This window comes from Lentzea sp. NPDC006480 (genome assembly GCF_040611995.1).
Taxonomy (GTDB): Bacteria; Actinomycetota; Actinomycetes; order Mycobacteriales; family Pseudonocardiaceae; genus Lentzea.
On record NZ_JBEXPJ010000067.1, the window covers coordinates 19,150 to 41,842 of the forward strand.

The 22,693-nt window shown below is 68.6% G+C and carries 17 protein-coding genes; 8 read left to right on the forward strand and 9 right to left on the reverse strand.

What is annotated here, in order from left to right; translation table 11 throughout:
* The first annotated feature begins 86 nt into the window (after window positions 1-86).
* The 6 genes from ABZX92_RS24885 to ABZX92_RS24910 are packed head-to-tail and all read left to right on the forward strand — an operon-like array spanning window position 87 to window position 8,131.
* Window positions 87-1,373 carry a SidA/IucD/PvdA family monooxygenase gene (locus tag ABZX92_RS24885; RefSeq protein WP_355563816.1) on the forward strand — a complete coding sequence of 429 codons (1,287 nt, stop codon included), beginning with the start codon at window positions 87-89 and terminating at the stop codon, window positions 1,371-1,373.
* Complete coding sequence (locus ABZX92_RS24890; protein WP_355563819.1) at window positions 1,370-2,659, forward strand: ATP-grasp domain-containing protein; 1,290 nt, start codon at window positions 1,370-1,372, stop codon at window positions 2,657-2,659. The genes ABZX92_RS24885 and ABZX92_RS24890 overlap by 4 nt, the downstream gene beginning before the upstream one ends.
* A gap of 20 nt (window positions 2,660-2,679) precedes the next feature.
* Window positions 2,680-3,879, forward strand: coding sequence for an acyl-CoA dehydrogenase family protein (locus ABZX92_RS24895; protein ID WP_355563821.1), 1,200 nt, complete (start codon window positions 2,680-2,682; stop codon window positions 3,877-3,879).
* A 10-nt stretch (window positions 3,880-3,889) separates the two neighbouring features.
* The gene (locus tag ABZX92_RS24900) at window positions 3,890-5,089 is read left to right on the forward strand and encodes an acyl-CoA dehydrogenase family protein (protein ID WP_355563824.1); all 1,200 of its coding nucleotides are present in this window, start codon (window positions 3,890-3,892) and stop codon (window positions 5,087-5,089) included.
* A gap of 22 nt (window positions 5,090-5,111) precedes the next feature.
* The gene (gene tsrT / locus ABZX92_RS24905; protein WP_355563827.1) at window positions 5,112-6,797 is read left to right on the forward strand and encodes a tryptophan 2-C-methyltransferase; all 1,686 of its coding nucleotides are present in this window, start codon (window positions 5,112-5,114) and stop codon (window positions 6,795-6,797) included.
* Window positions 6,794-8,131, forward strand: a complete 1,338-nt coding sequence (locus tag ABZX92_RS24910) for an FAD-binding oxidoreductase (RefSeq protein ID WP_355563830.1) — start codon at window positions 6,794-6,796, stop codon at window positions 8,129-8,131. The genes tsrT and ABZX92_RS24910 overlap by 4 nt, the downstream gene beginning before the upstream one ends.
* On the opposite strand, the gene ABZX92_RS24915 is transcribed toward ABZX92_RS24910, so the two are convergent.
* Genes ABZX92_RS24915 through ABZX92_RS24935 form a run of 5 tightly spaced genes read right to left on the reverse strand, consistent with a single transcriptional unit; the run spans window position 8,128 to window position 13,449 of the window.
* Window positions 8,128-9,120 (reverse strand): zinc-dependent alcohol dehydrogenase family protein, encoded by a 993-nt coding sequence (locus ABZX92_RS24915; RefSeq protein WP_355563833.1) that lies wholly within the window; start codon window positions 9,118-9,120, stop codon window positions 8,128-8,130. The genes ABZX92_RS24910 and ABZX92_RS24915 overlap by 4 nt on opposite strands.
* A 48-nt stretch (window positions 9,121-9,168) precedes the next feature.
* Complete coding sequence (locus ABZX92_RS24920; protein WP_355563836.1) at window positions 9,169-9,504, reverse strand: helix-turn-helix domain-containing protein; 336 nt, start codon at window positions 9,502-9,504, stop codon at window positions 9,169-9,171.
* A gap of 52 nt (window positions 9,505-9,556) precedes the next feature.
* On the reverse strand, window positions 9,557-10,432 hold the full coding sequence (locus tag ABZX92_RS24925) for a hypothetical protein (RefSeq protein WP_355563839.1): 876 nt from the start codon (window positions 10,430-10,432) through the stop codon (window positions 9,557-9,559).
* A gap of 53 nt (window positions 10,433-10,485) precedes the next feature.
* Entirely contained in the window at window positions 10,486-11,439 is a 954-nt protein-coding gene (locus tag ABZX92_RS24930) for a BtrH N-terminal domain-containing protein (RefSeq protein WP_355563842.1), read from the reverse strand.
* 18 nt (window positions 11,440-11,457) lie between these two features.
* The gene (locus ABZX92_RS24935; protein ID WP_355563845.1) at window positions 11,458-13,449 is read right to left on the reverse strand and encodes an ATP-dependent Clp protease ATP-binding subunit; all 1,992 of its coding nucleotides are present in this window, start codon (window positions 13,447-13,449) and stop codon (window positions 11,458-11,460) included.
* A 215-nt stretch (window positions 13,450-13,664) separates the two neighbouring features.
* Between ABZX92_RS24935 and ABZX92_RS24940 the strand changes: the two genes are divergently transcribed.
* Entirely contained in the window at window positions 13,665-14,927 is a 1,263-nt protein-coding gene (locus ABZX92_RS24940; RefSeq protein ID WP_355563848.1) for an RICIN domain-containing protein, read from the forward strand.
* A 23-nt stretch (window positions 14,928-14,950) separates the two neighbouring features.
* A complete protein-coding gene (locus ABZX92_RS24945) occupies window positions 14,951-15,403 on the forward strand; it encodes a GyrI-like domain-containing protein (protein ID WP_355563851.1) in 453 nt (150 codons plus the stop codon).
* Here the strand turns inward: ABZX92_RS24945 and ABZX92_RS24950 are convergent.
* The 4 genes from ABZX92_RS24950 to ABZX92_RS24965 form a co-directional block, all read right to left on the reverse strand.
* A complete protein-coding gene (locus tag ABZX92_RS24950; protein WP_355563854.1) occupies window positions 15,376-18,036 on the reverse strand; it encodes a GH92 family glycosyl hydrolase in 2,661 nt (886 codons plus the stop codon). The two genes, ABZX92_RS24945 and ABZX92_RS24950, sit on opposite strands and share 28 nt — an antisense overlap.
* Window positions 18,037-18,182: 146 nt before the next feature.
* The gene (locus ABZX92_RS24955; RefSeq protein WP_355563856.1) at window positions 18,183-19,451 is read right to left on the reverse strand and encodes a hypothetical protein; all 1,269 of its coding nucleotides are present in this window, start codon (window positions 19,449-19,451) and stop codon (window positions 18,183-18,185) included.
* A gap of 139 nt (window positions 19,452-19,590) precedes the next feature.
* Window positions 19,591-21,249 carry a cellulose binding domain-containing protein gene (locus ABZX92_RS24960; protein WP_355563859.1) on the reverse strand — a complete coding sequence of 553 codons (1,659 nt, stop codon included), beginning with the start codon at window positions 21,247-21,249 and terminating at the stop codon, window positions 19,591-19,593.
* Window positions 21,249-22,693, reverse strand: a 1,445-nt coding sequence (locus ABZX92_RS24965; protein WP_355563862.1) for a cellulose binding domain-containing protein, incomplete at its 5' end; no start/stop codon positions are given. The genes ABZX92_RS24965 and ABZX92_RS24960, both read right to left, overlap by 1 nt.

Consider the following 22,693-nt stretch of genomic DNA (forward strand, 5'->3'; position numbering starts at 1 on the left):
CGACCGGTCGGGAACGGTTCCTCTTCATCTTGGGGAACTTCGTTGTCTAGCTTCATTTCTGGCTGCGAAACCATCGAGGGGGCACTGTGACTGACCGAGAAGTCGGGGTTCTGGCGATCGGGGCGGGGCCGGCGAACCTGGCCCTCGCCGTCGCGATCGAGGAGTCCGAGTCGGACCTGGCCGAGAACACCCTGCTGCTGGAGCAGAGCCCGGACGTCAAGTGGCAGCGCAACCTGTTGATGCCGTGGGCGCGCAGCCAGGTCTCGTTCCTCAAGGACCTGGTCACGTTGCGCAACCCGCGCAGCCGTTTCTCGTTCCTGAACTTCCTGCACTCCCAGGGCAGGCTCGACGAGTTCTGCAACCTCGGCACGTTCAGCCCGTTCCGCTGGGAGCTGTCGGACTACCTGCAGTGGGCCGCGAAGGAGCTGGAGCGGGTGCAGATCCGCTACGACTCCCGCGCCCAGAGCATCGAGCCGACGCGCTCGGCCGACGGGTCGATCACCGGCTGGGAAGTGTCCCTCGTGGACGGTGACCGGATCCGCTGCCGCGACCTCGTCGTCGGTGGTGGGCGTGATCCCCGCATCCCGGACGTGTTCAGCGAGCTGCCGGCCGAACGGATCGTGCACAGCGCCCAGTACCGCACCAGGATCGCGCAGATCCCGAAGGACAAGCCACTGCGCGCGGTGGTGATCGGCGGGGCGCAGAGCGCGGCGGAGATGTTCTACGCGCTGCACCAGAACCTGCCCGAGAGCCAGGTGACCATGGTCGTCCGGTCGATCGGGCTGCAGAACTACCAGCACAGCAAGTTCGTGAACGAGCTGTTCTACCCGTCGTTCGTCGACGAGTTCTACGACAGCGCGCCCGAGGTGCGCTCGCAGATCCTCGGCGAGATGCGGCTGACGAACTACGCGGGCCTCGCGCCGGAGTTCCTCGACCAGCTCTACACGATGCTCTACCAGCAGAAGACGCTCGGACCGCAGCGCTCGTGGGTGCGGCCGATGACCGAGGTCGTCGCCGCCCGCGTGGAGAACGACGAGGTCGTGCTGGACCTGCGCGACCGCATGAGCGGCAAGGTCGAGCCGCTGAACTGCGACCTGGTGCTGCTCGGCACCGGCTACGACCCCCGGATGCCGTGGCTCGTCCGCGACCTGGCCGAACGCGCCGGCATCGACGAGATCAACGTCAGCCGCAGCTACCGCCTCGACCTCGGCGAGTCCGCCTGGGGCGCCATGTACCTGCAGGGCGTGAACGAGGAGACGCACGGCATCGCCGACTCGCTGATCAGCGTCATCGCCCACCGCTCGCAGGACATCCTCACCGATCTCCTCACGCGGCGCTCGTCCTCTTCTCGGGAAACGGGAGTGAACGCATGAACCCCGCGATCCTCGTCATCGGCAGCGGACTCAAGGTCTACCGCGAGTACCTGGTCGCGCCGATCGCCGCGCGCGCGAAGGCCGCGGGCATCGACCTGGTCCTCATCAACAACCTCAAGCCCACCTGGCAGCGCCAGTACTTCGACGAGATCATCGTCGCGAACGTCTTCGACTCCGAGGTCATGGGCACCGCCGCCCGCGAGGTCGTCGCCCGGCGCAACGTCATCGGCCTGATGTGCTGGGACGAGCCGCTGGTGCTCGACGCGGGCCTGCTCGCCGCCGAGTTCGGTGTGCCCGGTCTGTCCGCGGCGGGTGTGCGCGGGTGCCGCGACAAGGAGCGCACGCGTGCCGTGCTCACCGCCGCTGGTCTGCACCAGCCCGGTTTCGAGCTCACGACGACTGTCGAGCAGGCGCGCGCCGCTGCTGAGCGCATCGGATACCCGGTCGTGATCAAGCCGCGCGCGATGGGCGCCAGCATCGGCGTCGTCTTCGCCACCAACGAAACCGAGCTGGACGAAGCGTTCCACGTTGCTCTGGCGGCCAGCGAGGTCGATCCCGGACCGTACCGGGCGAGCGCGATCGTCGAACGCTACGCACCTGGCCCGGAGATCAGCGTCGACGGCGCGGTCTACAAGGGCGAGTACCTGCCGATGTTCCTGGCGCGCAAGCACTCCAGCGACCACCCGTACTTCGAGGAGGTCGGGCACGTCGTCGACGCGAACGACCCGTTGCTCGAAGACGAGAACCTCATGCAGCACCTGGCGAAGGCCCACCAGGCGCTGGGCATCGAGAACGGCATCACGCACGCCGAGGTGCGGCTGACCGACCGCGGTCCGTTGATCATCGAGATCAACGGCAGGCTCGGCGGCGACCTCATCCCGTTCCTCGGCCGCACCGCCACCGGCATCGAGCCGGGTGAGGTGCTGTTCGACGTCACGACCGGCCAGCGTCCGGACGTCACGCCGGCTTTCCGTCGCGTCGCGGGAATCCGCTTCGGCATCCCGGAGCAGGACTGCCTGCTGAAGTCGATCAAGCTGCCCGCCGAGTCGCCTGGCCTGGTCGCGACCTCGCCGATGTGCGAGCCCGGCACGACGTTGCGCCTGCCGCCCGGCGGATACCTGGCGCGGCACTCGTTCGTGGTGTGCGAGGCCGAGGACACGCAGACGTGCGACGAGCGACTGACGGCCGCTGCCGCCCTGGTCGAGCTGGAGACCGAACCGGTCGGACCGCCCGATCCCGACGGCCCCTTCGCGATGCCCGCAGGACTTCTGGACGTGGACGAGTGACGACTCTGAGGAGCGAAGACATGACCACGGTGGCCGACGAGCCCCGCACGGCGACCGAGATCATCGCCCGCGCCAAGGCCCTCGCGCCGGTACTGCGCGAGCGGTCCGCCGAGATCGAGGCGGCCGGTCAGCTGCCTGCCGACGTGGTGGAGTTGTTGCGCGGCACGGGTGTGCACCGCATGTGCTTCCGCCGCGAGTGGGGTGGCCCGGAGCTCACGTCGATGGAGCAGACGCAGGTCGCCGAGGCCCTCGCGTATGGCGACGCGTCCGCCGCGTGGTGCGGCATCATCGGCGCGAACACCGGTCTGCTGGCCAACTTCCTCGAACCGGACGTGGTGCGCGAGGTGTACCCGCGGCTGGACACGGTGACGGCCGGCGTGCTGGCCCCTGCCGGGCGCGCCGACAAGGTGCCGGGCGGGTTCCGGCTGAGCGGCCAGTGGTCGTTCGGCAGCACCATCCACCACGCCGAGTGGGTGATGTCCGGTGCGTTCGTCTTCGAGAACGGCGAGCCGTACGCGAGCCCGGACGGCAGCAACCCGCACGAGTCGCGTCAGTTCCTGGTGCCGCAGAGCTCGGTCGAGATCCTGGACAACTGGGACACGACCGGTCTGCGCGGGTCCGGCAGCTCCGACTACCGGATCACGGACGTGTTCGTGCCGGATTCGCACACGCTGACGTTCGACAACCCGCGCTGCGAGCCGCATCCGCTGGCGCAGCCGGAGTCGTTCATGCGCAGCCTGTGCGGTGTTCCTCTTGGCGTCGCGCGGGCAGCTCTGGACTATGCCCGTGAGTGTGTGTTGCAGCGCGTCGACCGCATGACCGGTACGGACTGGGCGGACATCTGGCGTGTCCAGGTGACGCTGGCCGAGTGCGAGGCCGACTTCAACGCCACGCGCAACGGCGTCTACTCCGCGATGACGCGGCAGTGGGAGGTGCTGTCGGCCGGCGGCACTTTGGACGACCTCACCATGAACGAGCGCGCCGCGTCGCCGATCGCGTGGCTGCACGCGTTCCGCACGTCCCGCTCGATCGTGAACCGCCTGTTCGATTTGCTGCAGACGTGGTCGATCCACAAGTCCTCGCCGATGGACCGCTGGATGCGCGACACCGCGACCATGTGCCAGAACCTCTCGGCGCAGGACGCGATTCTCGAGTCCGTGGGCGCGTACCTGCTCGGTCGCCGGCCCAAGTTCCGCATCTGCCTCGGCATCGTCAAGTAGGGGGAACCAAATGACCATGACGACGGTGACCCCCGCGACCACCGCGGCGGAGCTGATCGATCGCTGCAAGGCGCTGACGCCGATGCTGCGGGAACGGGCCGCGGAGATCGAGTCGCTGCGCAACCTGCCGCAGGACGTCGTGGACACGTTGCGGGACAACGGCGTGTTCCGGATGTGCTTCGGAAAGCACTGGGGCGGCCTGGAACTGACCTCCATGGAACAGATGGAGGTCGTCGAGACACTGGCCTACGGCGACGCCTCCGTCGGTTGGTGTTCGATGATCGGGTCGAACACCGGCATCTACGCCGAGTTCATCGATCCGGTCGTGGCGAAGGAGATGTTCCCGAACCCGGACCAGATCGTCGCCGGTCTGCTGCAGCCGTCCGGCCGCGCCGAGAAGGTGCCCGGCGGTTACAAGCTCACCGGGCGCTGGCCGTTCGGCAGCGGAATCGACCACGCGGACTGGGTGATCTCCGGCGGGTTCGTCTACCAGGACGGCAAGAAGTACGCGAGCCCGGACGGCAGCAACCCGCACGAGTCGCGACAGTTCCTGGTGCCGCGCGACCAGGTCGAGCTGATCGACAACTGGTACACGACCGGGCTTTGTGGCAGCGGCAGCTGTGACTACACGATGACCGAGGTCTTCGTGCCGGAGGAGCACTCGTTCAGCTTCGACAACGTGCGTGGCCGCCGTGGTCCGCTCGCTCAGCCCGATGCGTTCACGCGCACGATGTGCGGCGTCTCTTTGGGTGTCGCGCGTGCGGCACTGGACTACGCCCGTGAGTCGGTGTTGAAGCGCGTCGACCGGATGACCGGCACGGACTGGGCCGACATCTGGCGTGTCCAGGTGACTTTGGCCGCCTGTGAAGCCGACTTCAACGCCACCCGCGCCGGGGTTTACGGCGCGCTGGAAAAGCAGTGGGAAGTGCTCGCCGCCGGCGGTGTGCTCGACGACCTCGACCCGATCGACCGCGCTGCCTGCCCGTTGTCGTGGGTGCACGCGTTCCGGATGTCGCGCTCGATCGTGAACCGGCTGTTCGACCTGCTGCAGACGTGGTCGATCCTCAAGTCCTCACCGATGGACCGCTGGATGCGCGACACCGCCACGATCTGCCAGCACCTCGCCGCGCAGGACCGGATCCTCCAGTCCGCCGGCGCGTACCTGCTCAACGCCAAGCCCGAGTTCGGCATCGCCCTCGGCATCGTCTAGCTACCACGCAGGGGGATCACCGATGAACAGAGGCCTGGTCACACTGGTAAACCCCAACAAGGTGCACCCGCCGATCGCGCCCTACGCGCTCGACGTGCTCACCACCTCGTTGGAGAGTGCGGGATTCGAGGTCGAGGTGGTGGACCTGACGTTCCACCGCGACGACTGGAAGACGTTCCTGACCGAGTACTTCACGACGCGCGATCCGATGCTGGTCGGCATCACGGTCCGCAACACCGACACCGTCTACGCGTTCGAGCAGCGCCCTTTTGTCGGTGAGCACAAGGAGATCATCACCGAGATCACCCGGCTCACCGAGGCACCGCTGGTGGCGGGTGGCATCGGCTTCTCCACGATGCCGTTCGCCCTGGTCGACTACTTCGGTGTCGACTACGGCGTGAAGGGGCCGGGCGAGAAGATCGTCGTGGATCTCGCCGACGCGCTGGCGACCGGACGCGATGTGTCCACTGTGGATGGGTTGCTCCGCAACACGCCGGACGGGATCGTCCGGACCTCCAGCGCTCTCACCCCACTCCTGCAGGTCGGGCCGACCGTGGTCAAGACGTGGCAGGTCGACGGCGCTGGGACGTACATCCGTCGTTCTGGTGACAAGTACAAAGTGGACAACGGCGAGTACTACAAGCGCGGTGGTCTTGCGGGCATCCTGACCAAGTCCGGCTGCGTGTACCGGTGTGCGCACTGCGTCGAGCCGGACGCGAAGGGTGGTGCGGTCGCTCGCCGTGACGTCTCCGCCGTGGTGGACGAGATGCAGTCCCTTGCCGCGCAGGGGATTCTCGACCAGCACACCACGGACAGCGAGTTCAACCTGTCGATCCAGCACGCCAAGAACGTGCTGCGGGAGATCGTGCGCCGCAAGCACGCCAGCGCCGCGAACCCGCTGAACAACCTGCGGCTGTGGGTGTACTGCCAGCCGTCGCCGTTCGACGAGGAGTTCGCGGATCTGCTGGCCGCGGCGGGGTGCCAGGGTGTGAACGTCGGCAGCGACCACATCCGCGACGACGTGCTCTCCGGGTGGAAGGTCACCGGCAAGGGCAAGACGTACTACACGTTCGAGGACACCGAACGGCTGGTGCGGCTGTGCAACGAGCGTGGCATCAAGACCATGGTCGAGGCGTTGTTCGCCATGCCGGGCGAGACCTGGGAGACCATGCGCGACTGCGTGCAGGCGTTCATGGCGCTGGACGCGACCGTGACGGCGTTCTCGTTGGGGCTGCGGCTCTTCCCGCACCACCCGCTCGGCATCTCCATCGCCGAGCAGTGCGCCGGCGTCCGCACGATGCCGGGCCTGCAGTCGAACACCGCGAACGGCCCGATCATCCTGAAGCCGTTGTCGATGTGCTCCGGCCTGGTCGAGTACGAGAAGCAGTTCATGTGGGACGAGCGCGGCGAGTTCCGGCTCGTCTGCTACTTCTCGCCGGACCTGCTGGAGGACGCGGGCACGAACACCGACCCGAACGGCCGCTGGTCGCGCACGGTCGAGTACCTGTGGTCCCTGGTGGATCCGGCGGACTACCACCGGGTGATGCTGCCGACGCTCGCGGGTATGAGCGAATCGGAGAACAACTACGCCGACAACCCGTTCCTGATCGGCCTGACGAGTCTCGGCTACAAGGGCGCGTTCTGGTCGCACTGGCGGGAACGCGAGGAGATCCTGCGCGAGGCCCAGCTGGCGGGTGTCGTCTCGTGACGTTCGACAGCCTCGCGGCACAGGCGCTCGGCCGGGTGCTGCGGCCCGGCGACGAGGGCTTCACGTCGGGCAGCAAGCCGTTCAACGAGCGTTATGCCGCCACGGTTCCGGCGGCGGTGCTGTCGGCGGCGTCGGCCGAGGACGTCGCCACGGCGATCAGGTGGGCGCGGGAGAAGTCCGTGCTGCTGGTCGCGCGCGGCGGCGGCCACAGCTACGCCGGAACTTCCGTCAACACCGGCCTGGTACTCGATCTGCGTGGACTTTCCAGTGTTCATGTGGATCCGGACACGGCACTGGTCACGGTCGGCGGCGGAACGCGGACAGGTGCGTTGTTCGCGGCGTTGAGGCCGCACGACCTCGCCTTCCCACTGGGCAACTCCGACGAGGTCGCGATCGGCGGGCTCACGCTCGGCGGGGGAGTGGCGGCGGTGTCGCGGGCGTGGGGCCTCACCTGCGACTCGCTCGTCAGCACCGACGTCGTGCTCGCCGACGGCAGCATGATCACGTGTTCCGCCACCGAGAACCCCGACCTGTTCTGGGCCTGCCGGGGCGGTGGCGGTGGCAACTTCGGTGTCAACACCTCGTTCACGTTCCAGGCGCGCCCGGTCGTGGACAGCGCGACCTGCCTGCTGTTGTGGGAGTGGGACCACGCGGTCGACGTGATGCTGCTGGTGCAGGAGATCCAGCGCACCGCCCCGGACGCGTTGTCGTTGCGCGTCGGCCTGACCAGCGGTGGCGTGGTGTCGCTGATCGGCTGGCACCTGGGTTCGGCGGACGAGCTGCGCACGTTGCTCGCGCCGCTGAACCACACGAAGCCGTTCCGCTGCGACATCGAGGACCGCACGTACTGGGAAGCCGTCGAGTACGTGCACCACGAGACGGCCGGCGGCGCGTTCGCGGGACGCACCCGCACGACTTCCGTTCCGCTGCCCGAAGAAGGGGTGCGCACACTCGTCACGGCCGTCTCGAAGTGGCCGGGCAGCGGCAACCCGGACGGCGGCGGCGCGGCACTGTTCGGCTGGGGCGGCGCGATCAACGCGCTGGGCGTGACCGACACGGCGTTCCCGCACCGCGAGGCGATGTTCCTGGTGTCGCTGGACACCTCGTGGGCCTCGTCGGACAGCCCGCAGGTCGTGCGCGACAACCTGGAGTGGCTCACGGCGTTGCACGAGGACATGGGTCCGTTCGCCGACAACGCGTCCTATCTGAACTTCACCGACCCGGACCTGGTGGACTGGCGGCAGGCCTACCACGGCCCGAACCACGCCCGGCTGGCCGAGGTGAAGAAGCGGTACGACCCGGACCGCTTCTTCACGTTCTCCCAAGCCGTTTAGTGCGTCACCGTGACGACGATCTTGCCGATGTGGTTGCTCGCCTCCAGGTAGCGGTGAGCTTCGGCGATCTCGGTCAGGTCGAACGTGCGGTCGACAGTCGGCGTGAACGACCCGGTGGCCAGCCCGGCGTTGACGAACGCGACAGCGCGGCGCAGCCGCTCGGGATCGGAGGTGATCGAGTGCATCGTGTAGGTGCGGCTGGTCAGTCGCGGGTAGCTGCTCGCATTGGGCAGCGGGGTGGGACGCGGGTCGAGGCCGCCGTAGACCACCAGGTGGCCGTCCGGGGCGATGGCCTGCGCGATGGTGTCGACGCCAGGGCCCGCGACCGGGTCGAACGCCAGCCGGACACCTTCGCCGCCGGTGATCTCCTTGACCCTGGTGACGAGGTCTTCCTCGGTGGTGACGACGACCTCGGCCGCGCCCGCCTCCAGCAGGCGTTGTGACTTCGCGGCGTCACGGGTGGTGGCGATGGGGATGGCGCCGATGTGCCGGGCGACCTGGATGGCCGCCTGGCCTACGCTGCTCGCGGCGGCACTGATCAGCACGTGGTCGCCGGGACGCACCTCGCCGGACTCGAAGAGCGGTCCGTACGCGGTGATGTAGGCCATCCACACGGCCGCGGCCTGCACCGCGCTGGTGTTCGCCGGGCGCGGGAAGACCGCGGCGGCGGGCACGATCACGTGGTCGCCGTAGGTGCCGTACCTGGTCAGTGAGAAGGCCGGCACGACAGCGATCGGGTCGCCCTCGGCGAGGTGCGACACGCCCTCGCCGACCGCCTCGACCACGCCCGCGGCCTCGTAGCCGAGGGTGGAGGGGAAGACCGGCTGTTCGTAGTAGACGCCCTCGCGGAACATGATCTCGGCTCGGTTGAGGCCGATCGCGTCCACGCGGATCCGCACCTCATCCGGCCCCGGCGCCCCCACCTCGACGTCGCGGAGGGTGAGCACCTCGGGACCGCCGAGCCGGTCGAACAGCACATGCTTTGCCATGGAGCCAGCTTGCCTCATACTTTGATGGCCGTCAAACTTTGACCACCATCAAACTTCGGCCTGGGCCGCGGACACCACCGCGGAGAGCAGCCCGGGAAACCGTGCGTCCATCTCTTCGTCGCGCAACGAGTTCAGCTTCGCCGTGCCCCGGTAGTGCTGCCTGATCACGCCCGCCTCGCGCAGGACGTTGAAGTGGTGGGTCAGAGTCGAGTCCGACACCGGGGTGTCGAACGTGCCGCAACCCTTCTCCCCGCCGGCCTGCGCGAGCTGGCACACGACCATGCGCCGCACCGGGTCGGCCAGCGCCTCCAGGGCCTGCTGCAACGAGACCTCGGACAGCTCCGGGTGATCGACGGTGCGCGGGGTGGTGCGGGGGCGTGCCACGGTGACTCCTCACTGCTTCGACAACGCCGATGGTACGGCCGTCGTCGAACCTTCAGCGTTCCGCGACCCAGCCGCCGTCGTTCTCGTCGTCGGTGCCCAGCAGCACCTCACCGCGGAGAAGGGTCACCGCCTCGATCTTGCGCCCCTCGAACACGCCTCGCAGGCGGGGACGGCGGGCGAGGTCGACGGTGACGGTGTTCTGGTGCGGGGTGAGCCGGCCGATCTCGCGCAGCGACGAGGAGAACGGGCCGTCGTCGCCGGGGTCGACCGCGGACGACACGAGCAGTTCGCCGCCCGCCGTGATCGCGACGTCGGACGCGTGCCGCACGGTCTCCGCGTGTGCGCCGGTGTCGTACTCGACGGTCGAGACCGGGCCGAGCTCGTGGTCCTGCAACGAGAAGTACGCGCTGTAGATGGTCGTCGGCCTGATTCCTTCGCCGCGGTCCGCCCACACCGCCGCGAGCCGGGAGCCGACCGCCTTCAGGGCGAAGCTCTCGTTGTTGTCCTCGGGGTCGTGCGGCAGGTCGAACGCGGCCACCACCGTGACCACGTCCCGTTCGACCCGTACGTGGAACGCCCGGCTGCCGCTCGTCACGGCGATGTACTCGCCTGGCCGGCGCGGCACGCCGGCCACGGCTTCCAGGTCGACCGGCGTCTCACCCCGCCACGCCATCGGCCGGACCGCGCTGACCCGTCCGCCGTCGAGGACGATCCGGCGGACGCGTTCCTGGCCGGGCTTCTTGTTGTCGATGACCGAGAGGACTTCGACGTGGTCGCCGCGGCTGGTGAGCACCGCGAGTCCGCTGACTCCCGCGGTGATGCCGGTGCCGACCCGTTGCCACGGCACGGCATGGGCGGAGGCGGGCGACGGGACGACGGCCGCGGTGACGGCGAGCAGGCTCGCGGCCAGCAGAGATCGAGATGACACCGGTCCAAACTGGCACAAGTCCCCGAACCGGCCAAGTCGCGTTGCCTGAACGGTCAGCCGGACAGGACCTCCATGGCGTGGCGCTCCTTCTCCGCGAGCTCGCCGAGGATCTCGGAGGCCCGGGCCAGGTCGCCCTTCTCGATGTGCCGGGAGACGTCGGTCCACAGTGGAGCGATCTCGGCGTACAACAGGTGTCCTTCGCGGATGTTGCCGTCGTCGACGATCGTGGCGGCCTCGGCGAGGAAGTCCCGGTAGAGCGCGCGGAACATCGAGCCACCGGTGCCGCCGCGTTCCATCAACGTGGCGGCCAGCGCGAGGTCGACGGACCGGTCGAGCCACTTCGGCACCTGCTCGGCGGCCTTGGCGATGCCGCAGTGGCCGAGGTTGGCGATGGGCGGGTTGAGGAACGCGTGGGCGTTGGCGGCGATCGCGCTCCGGATGGCGTCGCCCAGATCAGGCTGTCCGGTGCGGGAGATCGTGAAGGAGAGGTTGCGGGCGGTCATCGGTCCACGTTCCGCACGAGCCTTCTCCAAGCTGGCCAGTGACGTCGTCACGGCACCACCCTGCTGAGCGGTGTCGACGAGGTAGGCGTGCGCGGAGTCGTAGCCGTACATCGCAACGAAGTGGCCGCCGAAATGGACCTTCGCGGTGAAGTACTCCAGGTGGTACGAGTCGAGCTGCAGGCCGACCGGGCGTCCGGCCATCAGCGCGGTTTCGACGTGCTGCCGGGCTTTGCGTGGCGAGGAGGTCTCCTGGACGTGCAGCGTCAGGCCCAGCCGGTCGGCCGCGGTCCGGGTGAGCGCGAACGGTTTGACGCGACCGCCGAGGAACGGAAAGTCCATGTTCTTGGCGTCCCAGTAGACGAAGCTCAAGCCCTCGCCGAGCCCGAACAGCATCGGCTCGGAGACGTCGAGGCCCTCGTGCCGCAGCAGGGCGCCGAGCGCGGTGGTCTCGCAGTGCAGGCCGGCGAACGAGACGTTCTCGATGATCACCGCCGCAGCCTGCACCCTCTCACCGTGTGAGGGTCAACTGATGGCCAGCGCGAGGCTGGAGTCCGTGACCGTGACGACGACGTGCTGCCCGCTGTGCAACGAGCCGTCGAGCAGCGCGCGGGACAGCCGCCGGTCGAGCTCCCTGGCGATGGTGCGGCGCAGCGGGCGGGCGCCGTACTCGGGGACGTAGCCGCGGGAGGCGAGCCAGTCGACGGCCTGCTCGTCCACCTCCAGCGTGATGTTCTGCTCGTGCAGCCGCTGGCGAGTGCGTTCGAGCAGCAGTGCGGTGATCTGCCGCAGCTGACCGGAGTCGAGGCCGCGGAACGGGATGATCTCGTCGAGACGGTTGAGGAACTCCGGGCGGAACCGCCGGCGGACCGTGCCCATCAGCGACTCGCGCAACTGGTCGGCCGGAACGTCGGACGTCGCCGCGGCGAGCAGCTGGTCGGCGCCGATGTTGCTGGTCATGATGATGACGGTGTTCGCGAAGTCCGCCGTCCGTCCCTGCGCGTCGGTGAGCCTGCCCGCGTCGAGCACCTGCAGGAGCGTGCTGAAGACGTCGGCGTGCGCCTTCTCGATCTCGTCCAGCAGCAGCACCGAGTACGGGCCGCGCCGGACCGCCTCGGTGAGCTGGCCGGCGTCCTCGTAACCGACGTAGCCCGGCGGCGCGCCGATCAGCCGCGCGACCGAGTGCTGCTGCGCGAACTCGCTCATGTCGAACCGGATCAGCCGGTCCTGCGACCCGAACAGCGCCTCGGCCAGGGCGCGGGCGACCTCGGTCTTGCCCACACCGGTCGGCCCGAGGAACAGGAACGAGCCGACGGGCTGGTGCGGGTGCTTCAGGCCCGCACGGCCCTGGCGGACGGCGTCGGCGACCGCCTCGACCGCCTCGTCCTGCCCGATGATCCGCTCGTGCAGGTGGTCCTCCAGGTGCAGCAGCCGATGCCGTTCGGCCTCGGTGAGCTGGGCGACCGGGATGCCCGTGCTGCGGGACACGACCTCGGCGACATCGTTCGGCACGACCTCGGGCGCGTTCGCCAGCGCGGCGCGGGCGGCCTCCAGGTCGGCGACCGCCTGGGCGAGATCGGCGCGGAGCTGGGGGTTCTCGCCCTGCTCGGCCACGTCCCGCTTCAGCCGCCACACCCGTTGCTCCAGCGGCACCGGGTCGGGCGGTATCGCGGACCTCTCCCGCAACCGGACCCGCGCGCTCGCCCGGTCGACCAGGTCCACCGCCTTGTCCGGCAGGAACCGGTCGGTGACGTACCGGGCGGACAGCTGCACGGCGGCGACGATCGCCTCGTCCGCGATCCGCACGCCGTGGTGGGTCTCGTACCGGGCGCGCAGACCGCGCAGCATGGCGGTCGCTTCGTCCGGCGACGGTTCGGCGACCAGGATCGGCTGGAACCGCCGTACCAGCGCGGCGTCCTTCGCCAGGTACCGCCGGTAGTCCTCGACGGTGGTGGCCCCGATGACCTGGAGTCTCCCGGTCGTGAGCACGGGTTTCAGCATGGTCGCGGCATCCATCGGCGCGCCCTCGGCACTGCCCGCGCCGACCAGGGTGTGCAGCTCGTCGATGAACAGCACCACCATCCGGTCCGACGCGGTCACCTCCTTGATCACCGCGTCCAGCCGTTCCTCGAACTCGCCCCGGTACTTCGCCCCGGCGACCATGCCCGCCAGGTCCAGCGAGATCAGCCGCCTGCCGCTCAGCGTGGCGGGCACCTCGCCGCTCGCGATGCGGGCCGCGATGCCCTCGACGACGGCGGTCTTGCCGACGCCGGGATCCCCGATCAGCACCGGGTTGTTCTTGGTGCGCCGCGACAACACCTCGAGCACCTCGTCGATCACGTCGTCCCGGCCGATCACCGGGTCGAGCAGGCCGTCCCGCGCCTCGGCGGTGAGATCACGCCCGAAGCGGTCCGTGCGCCGCGTCCCGGACTGGGGCTGCCCCAGTCCGCTGAACAGCTTCTCGACCAGCTCCTCCAGCGAGCTGCCCCCGAAGCCGAACACCCAGTCCTCGCCCAAGGCACGCCACCTCCACTCGAAGGCCCACCCCTCCGATACTCCCCCTCGCGGGCCACGAGCACAGGTCGGAGGGCGCGGTCGTTTTCCCGGTCGCCATAACGGCACGCAGAGGTCTGGACCAATCAAGTCCGGTTGTGCCTTAATCCGAGTGCGGCCCGCGCCCGTTCCCCCTGCCCTCTGGCGCGCTCTTCTTCGTGCGCCGGAAAGGAATCCCTGTGCTTCAAAGCTTCTTCAAGCGCGCCCTGAAACTGGTCGCCGTGATAGGACTCATCGCCGCCGCGGTGACTGTGCCGGCCGAGGCGGCAGCGCCGTTCAAGGTGCTCGCCTTCTACACCGAGCCACAGGACCAGGCGCACAAGAGCTTCTCGCGCGAGGCCAACATCTGGTTCCCGCAGCAGGCCGCCGCGAACGGTTACACCTACACCGCCACGAAGGACTGGAACCTCCTCACGTCCATCACACCGGGGCAGTACCAGGTCGTGATGTTCCTCGACGACAAGCCGCACAGCCAGCAGCAGTTCGACGGCTTCAAGCGGTACCTGGACGCGGGCGGCGCGTTCTTCGGCTTCCACGTGTCCGCCTACTCCGACTCGGAGGACCAGCCCTTCACCCACTGGTACCACTACGACTTCCTCGGCTCCGGTCGCTTCTCCACCAACAGCTGGGGGCCGACCGCCGAGACGCTGCGGATCGAGAACCACGGCAACCCGGCCACCGCGAACCTGCCGGACACCATCCTGTCGTCGGCCAGCGAGTGGTACTCGTGGGAGAAGAACATCCGGCAGAACCCGAACATCACCGTGCTGGCGTCGCTCGACCAGTCGACGTTCCCGGTCGGCGACAACCCCGGTGAGATCTGGTACTCCGGCGACTACCCGATCATCTGGACCAACAAGAACTACAGGATGCTGTACGCGAACTTCGGCCACAACAAGATGAACTACGCGACCGACACCGCGTTGTCATCGACGTTCGAGAGCGCGCAGCAGAACAAGCTGATCCTCGACGGTCTGCGCGGGCTCGGCGGCGGCACGACCGACCCCGGCGGCATCTCGCCCACGACCTGGTACCCGGTGGTCAGCAAGGCGAACGGCAAGTGCGTCGACGCTCGCGCGGCGGGCTCGGTCAACGGCACGGTGATCCAGCAGTACTCCTGCAACGGCACCACCGCGCAGCAGTTCCGGTTCCAGCCGACTTCCGGTGGCTACACGCGTGCGGACAACCGCACGAACGCGGCGCTGGTGCTCGACGTGTCCGGGGTGTCGTTGGCCGACAACGCGGGTGTGCAGCTGTGGACGTACGGCGGCGGCAACAACCAGCAGTGGCAACCGGTCGCGGAGGGTGGCGGGTACTACCACCTCGTCGCGCGGCACAGCGGCAAATGCCTGACCGTTCCCGGCGGTTCGGGGGCCGACGAGGTGCAGTTGGTGCAGGCGGCGTGCAACGGAAGCGCCGCGCAGTCGTTCCGCATCGCCTGACCACGGCCGTTACCATCGCGGTCGTGCCTTCTTCGCCGGTGAGCGTCATCGACGTCACGGCCCGGCCGACCGCGGTGGTTGCCGCGACGACGACCTGGCAGGAGTTCCCGCGCCTGTGGCCGCCGATGCTCGACGAGGTGTGGGCCTGCCTGCGCGCGGGAGGCATCACCAGCGGCTGCCGCAACATCATGCTTTACCGCGACGACGTGCCGAACGTCGAAGTCGGCGTCGAGCTGACCGTGCCGTGCCCGTTGACCGGGAGAGTGGTGGCGTCGGAGCTCCCGGCCGCCCGCGTGGCGCGGACGGTCCACATCGGACCGTACTCCGAACTCGGTGCGGCGCACCAGGCCGTGCTGGTCTGGTGCGCCGCGAACGGTTTCCGGCCGACCGGAACCCGTTGGGAGATCTACGGCCCCCACGATCCGGTCGAGCCGTGGACCGAGATCTGCTACGAGTTGTACACCTCGAACTCGTAGATCCGGGCGGCGGTGTTGCCGTTGTTCGTCGGTGTCGTGACGTTCAGCCGGACGTACCGCGCCTGCCGTTGCGTGATCTGGTGGTACGAACGACTGGACCGCACCGACGACACGTTCACGACCGTCGTCCAGTTCGTCCCGTCAACGGACGTCTGGACGTTGTACGCACCTGTGTTGAAGCCGGTGGACTCCCCGCCGAGCCCGGCGTGCTTCAGCACGAACGACCCGACGTTCTGCGCCGATCCGAGATCGACCTGGAGGAACTTCGTGCCGGCGTCCAGCGAGCACCATTTCCCGGACAGGCTGCCGTCGAACGCCTTCGCCGCTGCCTCGCCCGCGTTGCAGGGAGTCGAGGCCGTGGCGGGCTTGCCCTGCGCGAGGTTGGTGCCCAGAGCGGGAGCGGCGGGTGGGGGAGTGAAGCCGTCGTTGAACGAAGGCGGCACGTCCGCGGCGGCCGTTCCCCACGCGCTGGGCGACGATCCCATGGCGAAGTTCAGCGTCGTGTTGCCGGAGATGTCGCCGTAGCGCAGCCAAGATCGCGTGGACGACACCCCGTTGCGGCTGAAGCTCTGCACGTACTGGGCTCCGGCGCCGGAGGCGTTGATCTGCACGGTGCCGCCCGGCCTGGTGATCGTGACGGACGGGAACAACGGTCCGTGCAACGCGAGCACGTCCGAACCCGGCGTCGGCGGGTACATGCCGAGAGCCGCCCAGACGTACCACGCGGAGGTGGCGCCGAGGTCGTCGTTGCCGGGCAGCCCACCGGCCGCGTTCGTGAACGACTCGGTCATCACCCGCCGCACCGCCGCGCTCGTGCCCTGCGGGTGGGCGGCGTAGTTGTAGGCCCACGGCACGCCGTGCTCCGGCTCGTTGCCGATGTAGAAGTACGGCAGGCTCAGCCCGCCGTTGAGCTGCGTGAAGTGGTGGTCGAGGCGTTGCACGGCCGTCTTGGGCCCGCCCATCAGGTTGATCAGGCTGCCGAAGTTGTACGGCACCATCCACGTGTACTGCGACGCGTTGCCCTCGGTGTAGCCGGTCGGGCTCGCCGGGGTGACCGGCCACGCCCACGAGCCGTCGGCGTTGCGCTTCTGCACGTAGCCGGACTCGGGGTTGTACACATTGGACCACCACTGCGCGCGGGTCATGTAGGTGTTGTACTTCGCGGTGTCACCCACGGCTCGAGCGAACTGGGCGATGGCGAAGTCGGACGCCGAGTACTCCAGCGAGTCCGACGGGTCCTCGGTGACGTAGTGCCGGCTGAGGTACCCCGCCTGGCGGCCTCGGGTGGGCTGGCCCTGGGTGGTGCCGCCGTTCGAGCTCTTGTCCATCAACGCCAGCGCCGACGCGGTGTCGAAGCCGCGCACGCCGAACGCGTACAGGCTGGACACGATGATCGGACCGGGGTCGCCGGTCATCACGAAGTGCTCGTTGCTGTTGTGCGACCACTTCGGCAGCAGTCCGCCCTGCTCGCCGTCCAGCACCATGGACTTGGCTATGTCACTGGCTTCCGCGGGTGCGAGCAACGCGATCAGCGACGCCCACGAGCGGTAGATGTCCCAGCCCGAGTAGTTCTGGTAGACGGTGTGGGACGCCGTGCGCACGGTCTGGTCGAAGCTGCGGTACTGACCGTTGACGTCGCTGGCGATGTTCGGGTTCTGGAACACGTGGTACAGCGCCGTGTAGAACTTCTGCAGGTCCGCGGCGGAACCGCCGGTCGCCTGCGCGCGGTTGAGCACGTCGTTCCACGCGGTGTCGGCGGCGGTGCGGACACCGGCGAAGTCGAAGCCGGGGTTCTCGGCGGCGAGGTTCGCCTGCGCGCCCGCGACGCTGACGAACGAGACGCCGATTTTCAGCTGCACCACGGAGTTCGCAGAGGTGTCGAACGTGACGTAGCCGCCGGAGTTCACGCCGCTGGTGCTCGCGGACCCCGCGTTGACCGTGCCGCCGAGCCACGTGCCGAACCCGGTCGGCGCGCGGTCGAACTGGATGGCGTAGAAGAGCTGGTAGGTCTTCGCCGAACCGCAGAAGCCGCCGCCGGTGAACGTGCCGGTGAGCTGGCTGCCGTTGATCGCGATCGACCCGCTGCGGTTGCCGGTGGCGCTGCGGCTGCTGTTGACCAGCACCCGTGCCGTGGTGGTGTTCGGGTAGGTCAGCCGCATGAAGCCCGTGCGCTTGGTGGCGCTCAGTTCCACACCGGTGTTGTAGGTGTCGAGCCGGTTCTTGTAGTAACCGGGCGAGGCCGACTCGTTGGCTTTCGTGTAGCTACCGGCGTATCCGGTCCAGTTGGTGCCGGGAGACGTGCTCAGGTTGCCGGTGACCGGCAGAATCCCGAGGTCCTCGTTGTTGGCACAGCCCGCGCCGTTGAAGTGGGTGAGGCTGAACTCCTGGATGCTCGCGTCGCTGTAGCGGTACCCGGACGGCGACGCGGTCGGTGTGTCCGGGCTGAGCTGCACCATGCCGAACGGCACCACGGCGCCGGGATACGTGCTGCCGCCCGCGCCGCCGGGGACCGGGTTGGGCGAGTTGCTGTTGTCGGTGCCGATGAACGGGTTCACGTGCTGGGTCAGGGGCAGCGCGGCGGCGAGGGCGGGGGTGGCGGTGACGAGGCCTGCGGTGAGCAGGCCGGCGATCATCAGGGGAATGGAGCGTCTGGCGCGTCGGTGCAGGGAGCCGAACATGTGCCTTCCTCTCTCAAAACGCTGGACGACAACGTTGTCATCGTCCAGGCGGGCACGAGATCGTGCCACGCGGATCTGGATGACGGCGAGAGCTTGGTCCTCTAGCAGGCAGGGAAGAAGGACCGAGTGCCGCCGGTGGCGAGCCGGTCGGTGAAGCGGCAGCCGTAGCGCGGGTCGTCCGTCCGGCGCACGTCGTCACCGGCCGGCCGCTTGCCCCGGTCGACCCACGCGGTCAGGTCATCCCACGCGGTCCCGACCTCGGCAGGTGAGAACTCGCAGTGGTCGATCGTGCGAATCGCCCGCTGCACCAACAGGTTCGTGCGGCCGAAGCGGGCCGTGTCGTCGCGATAGTCCTGCTCCATCTTGAACGGCACGAACATGTCGCCGATCCCGTGCAACGACACGACAGGCGCGCTCGGCAACCCCTGCACTGCAGGGATTTCCGTGAGTGCCCACGTGTAGCGCGCCACCGGGTTGGCAGGACGAACCCGTTGCACGGCGCCGTTCACGTCGACCGGCGAGTTCGGCCGGTAGCGGGTGCCGACGTTCGTGGCGAGCTGCAGCGGGTTGCTCGCCAGGCTGTCACCCGTCGGGGTGGTGACGAGGTTGAACAGGAAGTTCTGCCAGTACGCGTAAGCCGCGCCGGTACCAGGTCGCGCCCCGCCGGACAGGTTGGCGACGATGGCCCGGAACTGCTCGTCGTGGCCCGCCAGCGCCTTCTGGATCCGGGGCACCACGACGCTCGCGTAGTCGGGTGGCAGGGGATAGGCGCGGTTGCCGGTCAGCGTCTGCGCGACCAGGTGGTAGCTCAGGAAGTAGTCGAACAGCTCGTGGTCGCCCAGCACACCGCACATCGGCATCGCGCCCGCGTAGAACCCCGGGTACTGCTCCAGCGACCGCGCGATGACGTGCCCGCCCATGGACACCCCGGCCAGGAACACCTTCTTCGGCCGTTGCACCTTCTGGCCGAACAGCGTCGCGAGCTCACGGGTCGTCGTCACGCCGGCCCGGACGTCGTAGCTGTTGCTGTAGTAGGACGACGCGGCCCAGGCGTAGCCCTCGTCGAGCCAGCGCTGCCGCAACCCGTACGGCGGCGCGTCCACGGTGAGCACCTTGCCCTCGCCGCGATAGCCGTGCGCCCACATCGCGAGCCGGCCGTTCCAGCGCGGCGGCACCTCGATGATGTAGCCCGCGTGGCTGTGCACGCCCTGCACGACCTTGGTGGCCTTGCCGCCGACCGTCGCGGGAGCGAGTGGCGGATTGACGATGGTGTAGCCGGGCAACGGTGTGTCGCCGCTGTTCGCGGACGCGGGGTGCGTGGCCGCGGACACCAGGAGGAACGACAACGCGACGCTGAGCAGTCGTCTCATGGCCGGGACGCTACTAGCGCCTCATCCCCGGCAACAGGAACTTGTCCGGTCAGGGCGGGATCGCGCCAGGAACGACTCGAACTGACCTCCTCTGGAAAGCCGAGTGCCCGGCGGGAGCCGCCGGGCACTCGGTGGGGTGTTACGGGGTGACCGGTGCGTTGGTCAGCCCCTTCACCGCCCCGGTCACCGTGTTCGAGGCGTAGACGACGTTGGGCATCGCCGTGCACTTCGACACCGAGGTGATGTTGACGGCGTACTGGCCGACGCCGCCGAGGTCGGAGCGGTTGTTGCGCCAGGTGTTGCCGCAGCCGTTGGGCAGGCTGGGGGTGGTGCTGGTGTTGTGCGTCTCGTAGCCGTTGGCGAAGGTGCCGGGGCTGCGGAACGTGCCGGTGTTGTCCTCGATCAGGTAGCCGATCCCCTTGACGTCGACCCAGGAGTCGGCCGAGTTCTCGCCGGTGATGCCCTGGCCGTCGAAGGTGTTGCCGCGGATGACGCCGTCGTAGGTGCCTTCCTTGACGTCGATCGGCTCGGCCGCGATGTTCGGGCCGATCTTGTTGCCCAGCACCTGGATGCGGTCGCTGCGGTCGATGCCGCCGGTGTTGCCGTGGCAGGCCCAGTTGGAGTTGGCGGAACCGAGGTACACGCCCTCGCCGTAGCCGGGCTGGACCAGGCCGGTGTCGGTGATCACCGAGTTGCGGATGACGCTGTCGGCGGACGAACGGCGGAAGTGCACGGCTTCCTCGTCGACGTGGTGCACTGAGACCGAGTCGATCGTCGTGTGGTGCGAGTTGTCGAGGACGATGCCCTTCTTCGACTCCCGCACGGTGAACCCGGTGAGGTTCCAGTGCGGGGAGTTGAAGATCCACAGGCCGTAGCCCGAGTCCCAGCCGGCGGTGGGCGCCGGGCAGTCCGGCGGGTCGCCGGACGGGCCGTCGTTGATGATCACGGCGTCGCGCGGGCCGCTCAGGGTGATGGGCTGCGACGCGGTGCCCGCACGGCCGTTCGCGAGGAACGAGCCGTGGTAGGTGCCGGCCGCGAGTTTGATCGTCTGGCCGGGGGTGGCCGCGGCGAGTGCTGCCTGGAGCTGGGCCGGGGTGGAGACGTCAACGGTGTCACCACCTCCGCCGCCCGGACTGGTCGTGGCGCTGACCGGTGCGCTGGCCGCCGACGTGTTGCCCGCCGCGTCCTTGGCACGCACCGAGAACTGGTAGGCGGTGGCGGGGGACAGGCCGGTGACCGTGGCCGACGTGCCGGTGACGGTCGTGACCGCGCTGCCCTGCAGGACTTCGTAGCCGGTGACGTCCACGTTGTCCGTGGACGCCGTCCAGGACAACGACACCGAGCTGGACGTCACGCCCGTCGCGCGCAGACCCGTTGGCACGGTGGGAGGCTGCGTGTCGGTGGGCGGGGTGGTGCCGCCGCCGCACGACGCACCGTTGATCGTGCAGTTCACCGGGAGGCTGCCGCCCGCCGCGTTGAAGCCGAACTTCGCGGTCGCGCCGGGCTTGATCGTGCCGTTGAAGCTCGCGTTGGTGAACTTGTGGTGCTGACCCGTCGACGTCCGGACGGAGCTCCACGAGCTGGTGATCGTCGTGCCAGACGGCAGGTCGAATTCCAGCGTCCAGGACGACGTGGCGGTGTCACCGGAGTTGGTGATGGTCACGTTCGCGCCGTAACCGCTGTCCCACACCGAGGTCTGGGTGACCTCGGCCTTCAGCACGGGTGCCGCCAGGGCAGGCCCGCCGTTGAGCAGTGCCGCGACCGTCGCGGCCACTGCTGCGAGCGTCAGTGCTCTCATCAGTTGCCTCCGCAGGGGTGGCCGTTGACGGTGCAGCCGGTCGGGGTGCCGGTGCCCGCAGCGTTGAAGCCGAACTTCGCGGTGGCGCCGGGCTTGATCGTGCCGTTGAAGCTCGCGTTGGTGAACTTGTAGTGCTGGCCGGAGCTCGTCCGGACCGAGCTCCACGAGCTGCTGACCTTCGTGCCGGACGGCAGGTCGAGCTCGACGGTCCACGACGATGTCGCGGTGGCACAACCGTTGGTCAGCGTCACGTCGGCGCCGTAACCGCTGTCCCACACCGAGGTCTGAGTGATCTCGGCGGTGACGCACGAGCCCGCCGGCGGAGTGGTGGTGGTTGTGGTGGTCGTCGACGTCGTGGTCGAAGTGGTGGTGGAGGTCGTGGTCGACGTGGTGGTGCTGGTCGGCGGGGTGCCGTCGACCGACTTCAGGAACAGCGACGCGGCCGAGTCGGTCTTCGTGGCGTCCACGCCGTGCCCGCCGGTGTAGTCGCGTTGCTCGTTCATGGCCCAGTCGGCGATCGGCGTGCCACCGGCGTCCAGGTGCTGGTAGGCCGTGCCGTTCCAGCCGAACTGGTAGACCCGCGAGTGGTCGGCGTAGTAGTCGGTGAACGGGCCGCCGGTCGCGAGCTGCTTCGTCATCGTGTTGTTGAAGAAGACGTTGCGCGGACCGGAGGCGCCGGACCACTTGACGGCCTTCTTGCCGGCGCCCCACCAGATCGGGAACCAGTTGGAGTTGTCCGGTCCGCCGCCGCCTTCCTCACCGCAGTTGGCCCGGCAGTTGCCGGAGCGATGGGCGTAGGAGACGCGAACCGTGTTGAGCTCGAACAGGTTGTTGCGTTCCCAGCCGCCGTGCAGGTTGAGGTCGGAGTCGAAGTCGTTGCCCACCACGACGTTGCCCGACGCGGACCACTGGAAGGTGAAGTGCCGCAGGTTACGGGAGGTGTTGCCGGCGTAGAGCGAGTCCCAGACGCGCGAGCAGCGGAAGTAGCCGTTGCCGCCCTTGCCCTTGTTCCACGACCCGTCGAGCTCGTTGTTCACGATCTGGAGGTTCTTGGCCTCCTCGGTGACGATCGGGTGCGAGCCGGTCATCTCCGCCTTGATCCCGCGCACCCAGGAGTTGGCCGCCCACTTGAAGACGATCCCGTGCATCTCGGCCGCGGGCGCCATGTTGCCGTAGTTGTCGATCGCCTCGTTGCGGTCGAGCCCCGGCATCGCCTGGGTGAAGCCGAAGTCCTCGAAGCCGACGCCTTCCACCGGGTCCAGCAGCGGCGAGACCTTGGAGTCGTAGGCGGCCCCGTCGATCGGCGCGGAACCGTCCGAAGTGGAGTTGACGGGAACGTCGAACTCCAGCGGCTTGTCCAGCGTCACCGTGTTGCCGGAGACCGCGACGACGGTGAAGATCTGCTGGCGCATGTGCATGTTCAGCATCGGCCACTCGGTGCCGG

What these genes read in the sequence shown, in the direction of transcription:
- ABZX92_RS24950 (WP_355563854.1), bottom strand. Translation starts at nt 18,036, where the DNA reads ATGATCGCCGGCCTGCTCACCGCAGGCCTCGTCACCGCCACCCCCGCC.
- ABZX92_RS24895 (WP_355563821.1), top strand. Translation starts at nt 2,680, where the DNA reads ATGACCACGGTGGCCGACGAGCCCCGCACGGCGACCGAGATCATCGCC.
- ABZX92_RS24955 (WP_355563856.1), bottom strand. Translation starts at nt 19,451, where the DNA reads ATGAGACGACTGCTCAGCGTCGCGTTGTCGTTCCTCCTGGTGTCCGCG.
- ABZX92_RS24915 (WP_355563833.1), bottom strand. Translation starts at nt 9,120, where the DNA reads ATGGCAAAGCATGTGCTGTTCGACCGGCTCGGCGGTCCCGAGGTGCTC.
- ABZX92_RS24900 (WP_355563824.1), top strand. Translation starts at nt 3,890, where the DNA reads ATGACCATGACGACGGTGACCCCCGCGACCACCGCGGCGGAGCTGATC.
- ABZX92_RS24890 (WP_355563819.1), top strand. Translation starts at nt 1,370, where the DNA reads ATGAACCCCGCGATCCTCGTCATCGGCAGCGGACTCAAGGTCTACCGC.
- ABZX92_RS24960 (WP_355563859.1), bottom strand. Translation starts at nt 21,249, where the DNA reads ATGAGAGCACTGACGCTCGCAGCAGTGGCCGCGACGGTCGCGGCACTG.
- tsrT (WP_355563827.1), top strand. Translation starts at nt 5,112, where the DNA reads ATGAACAGAGGCCTGGTCACACTGGTAAACCCCAACAAGGTGCACCCG.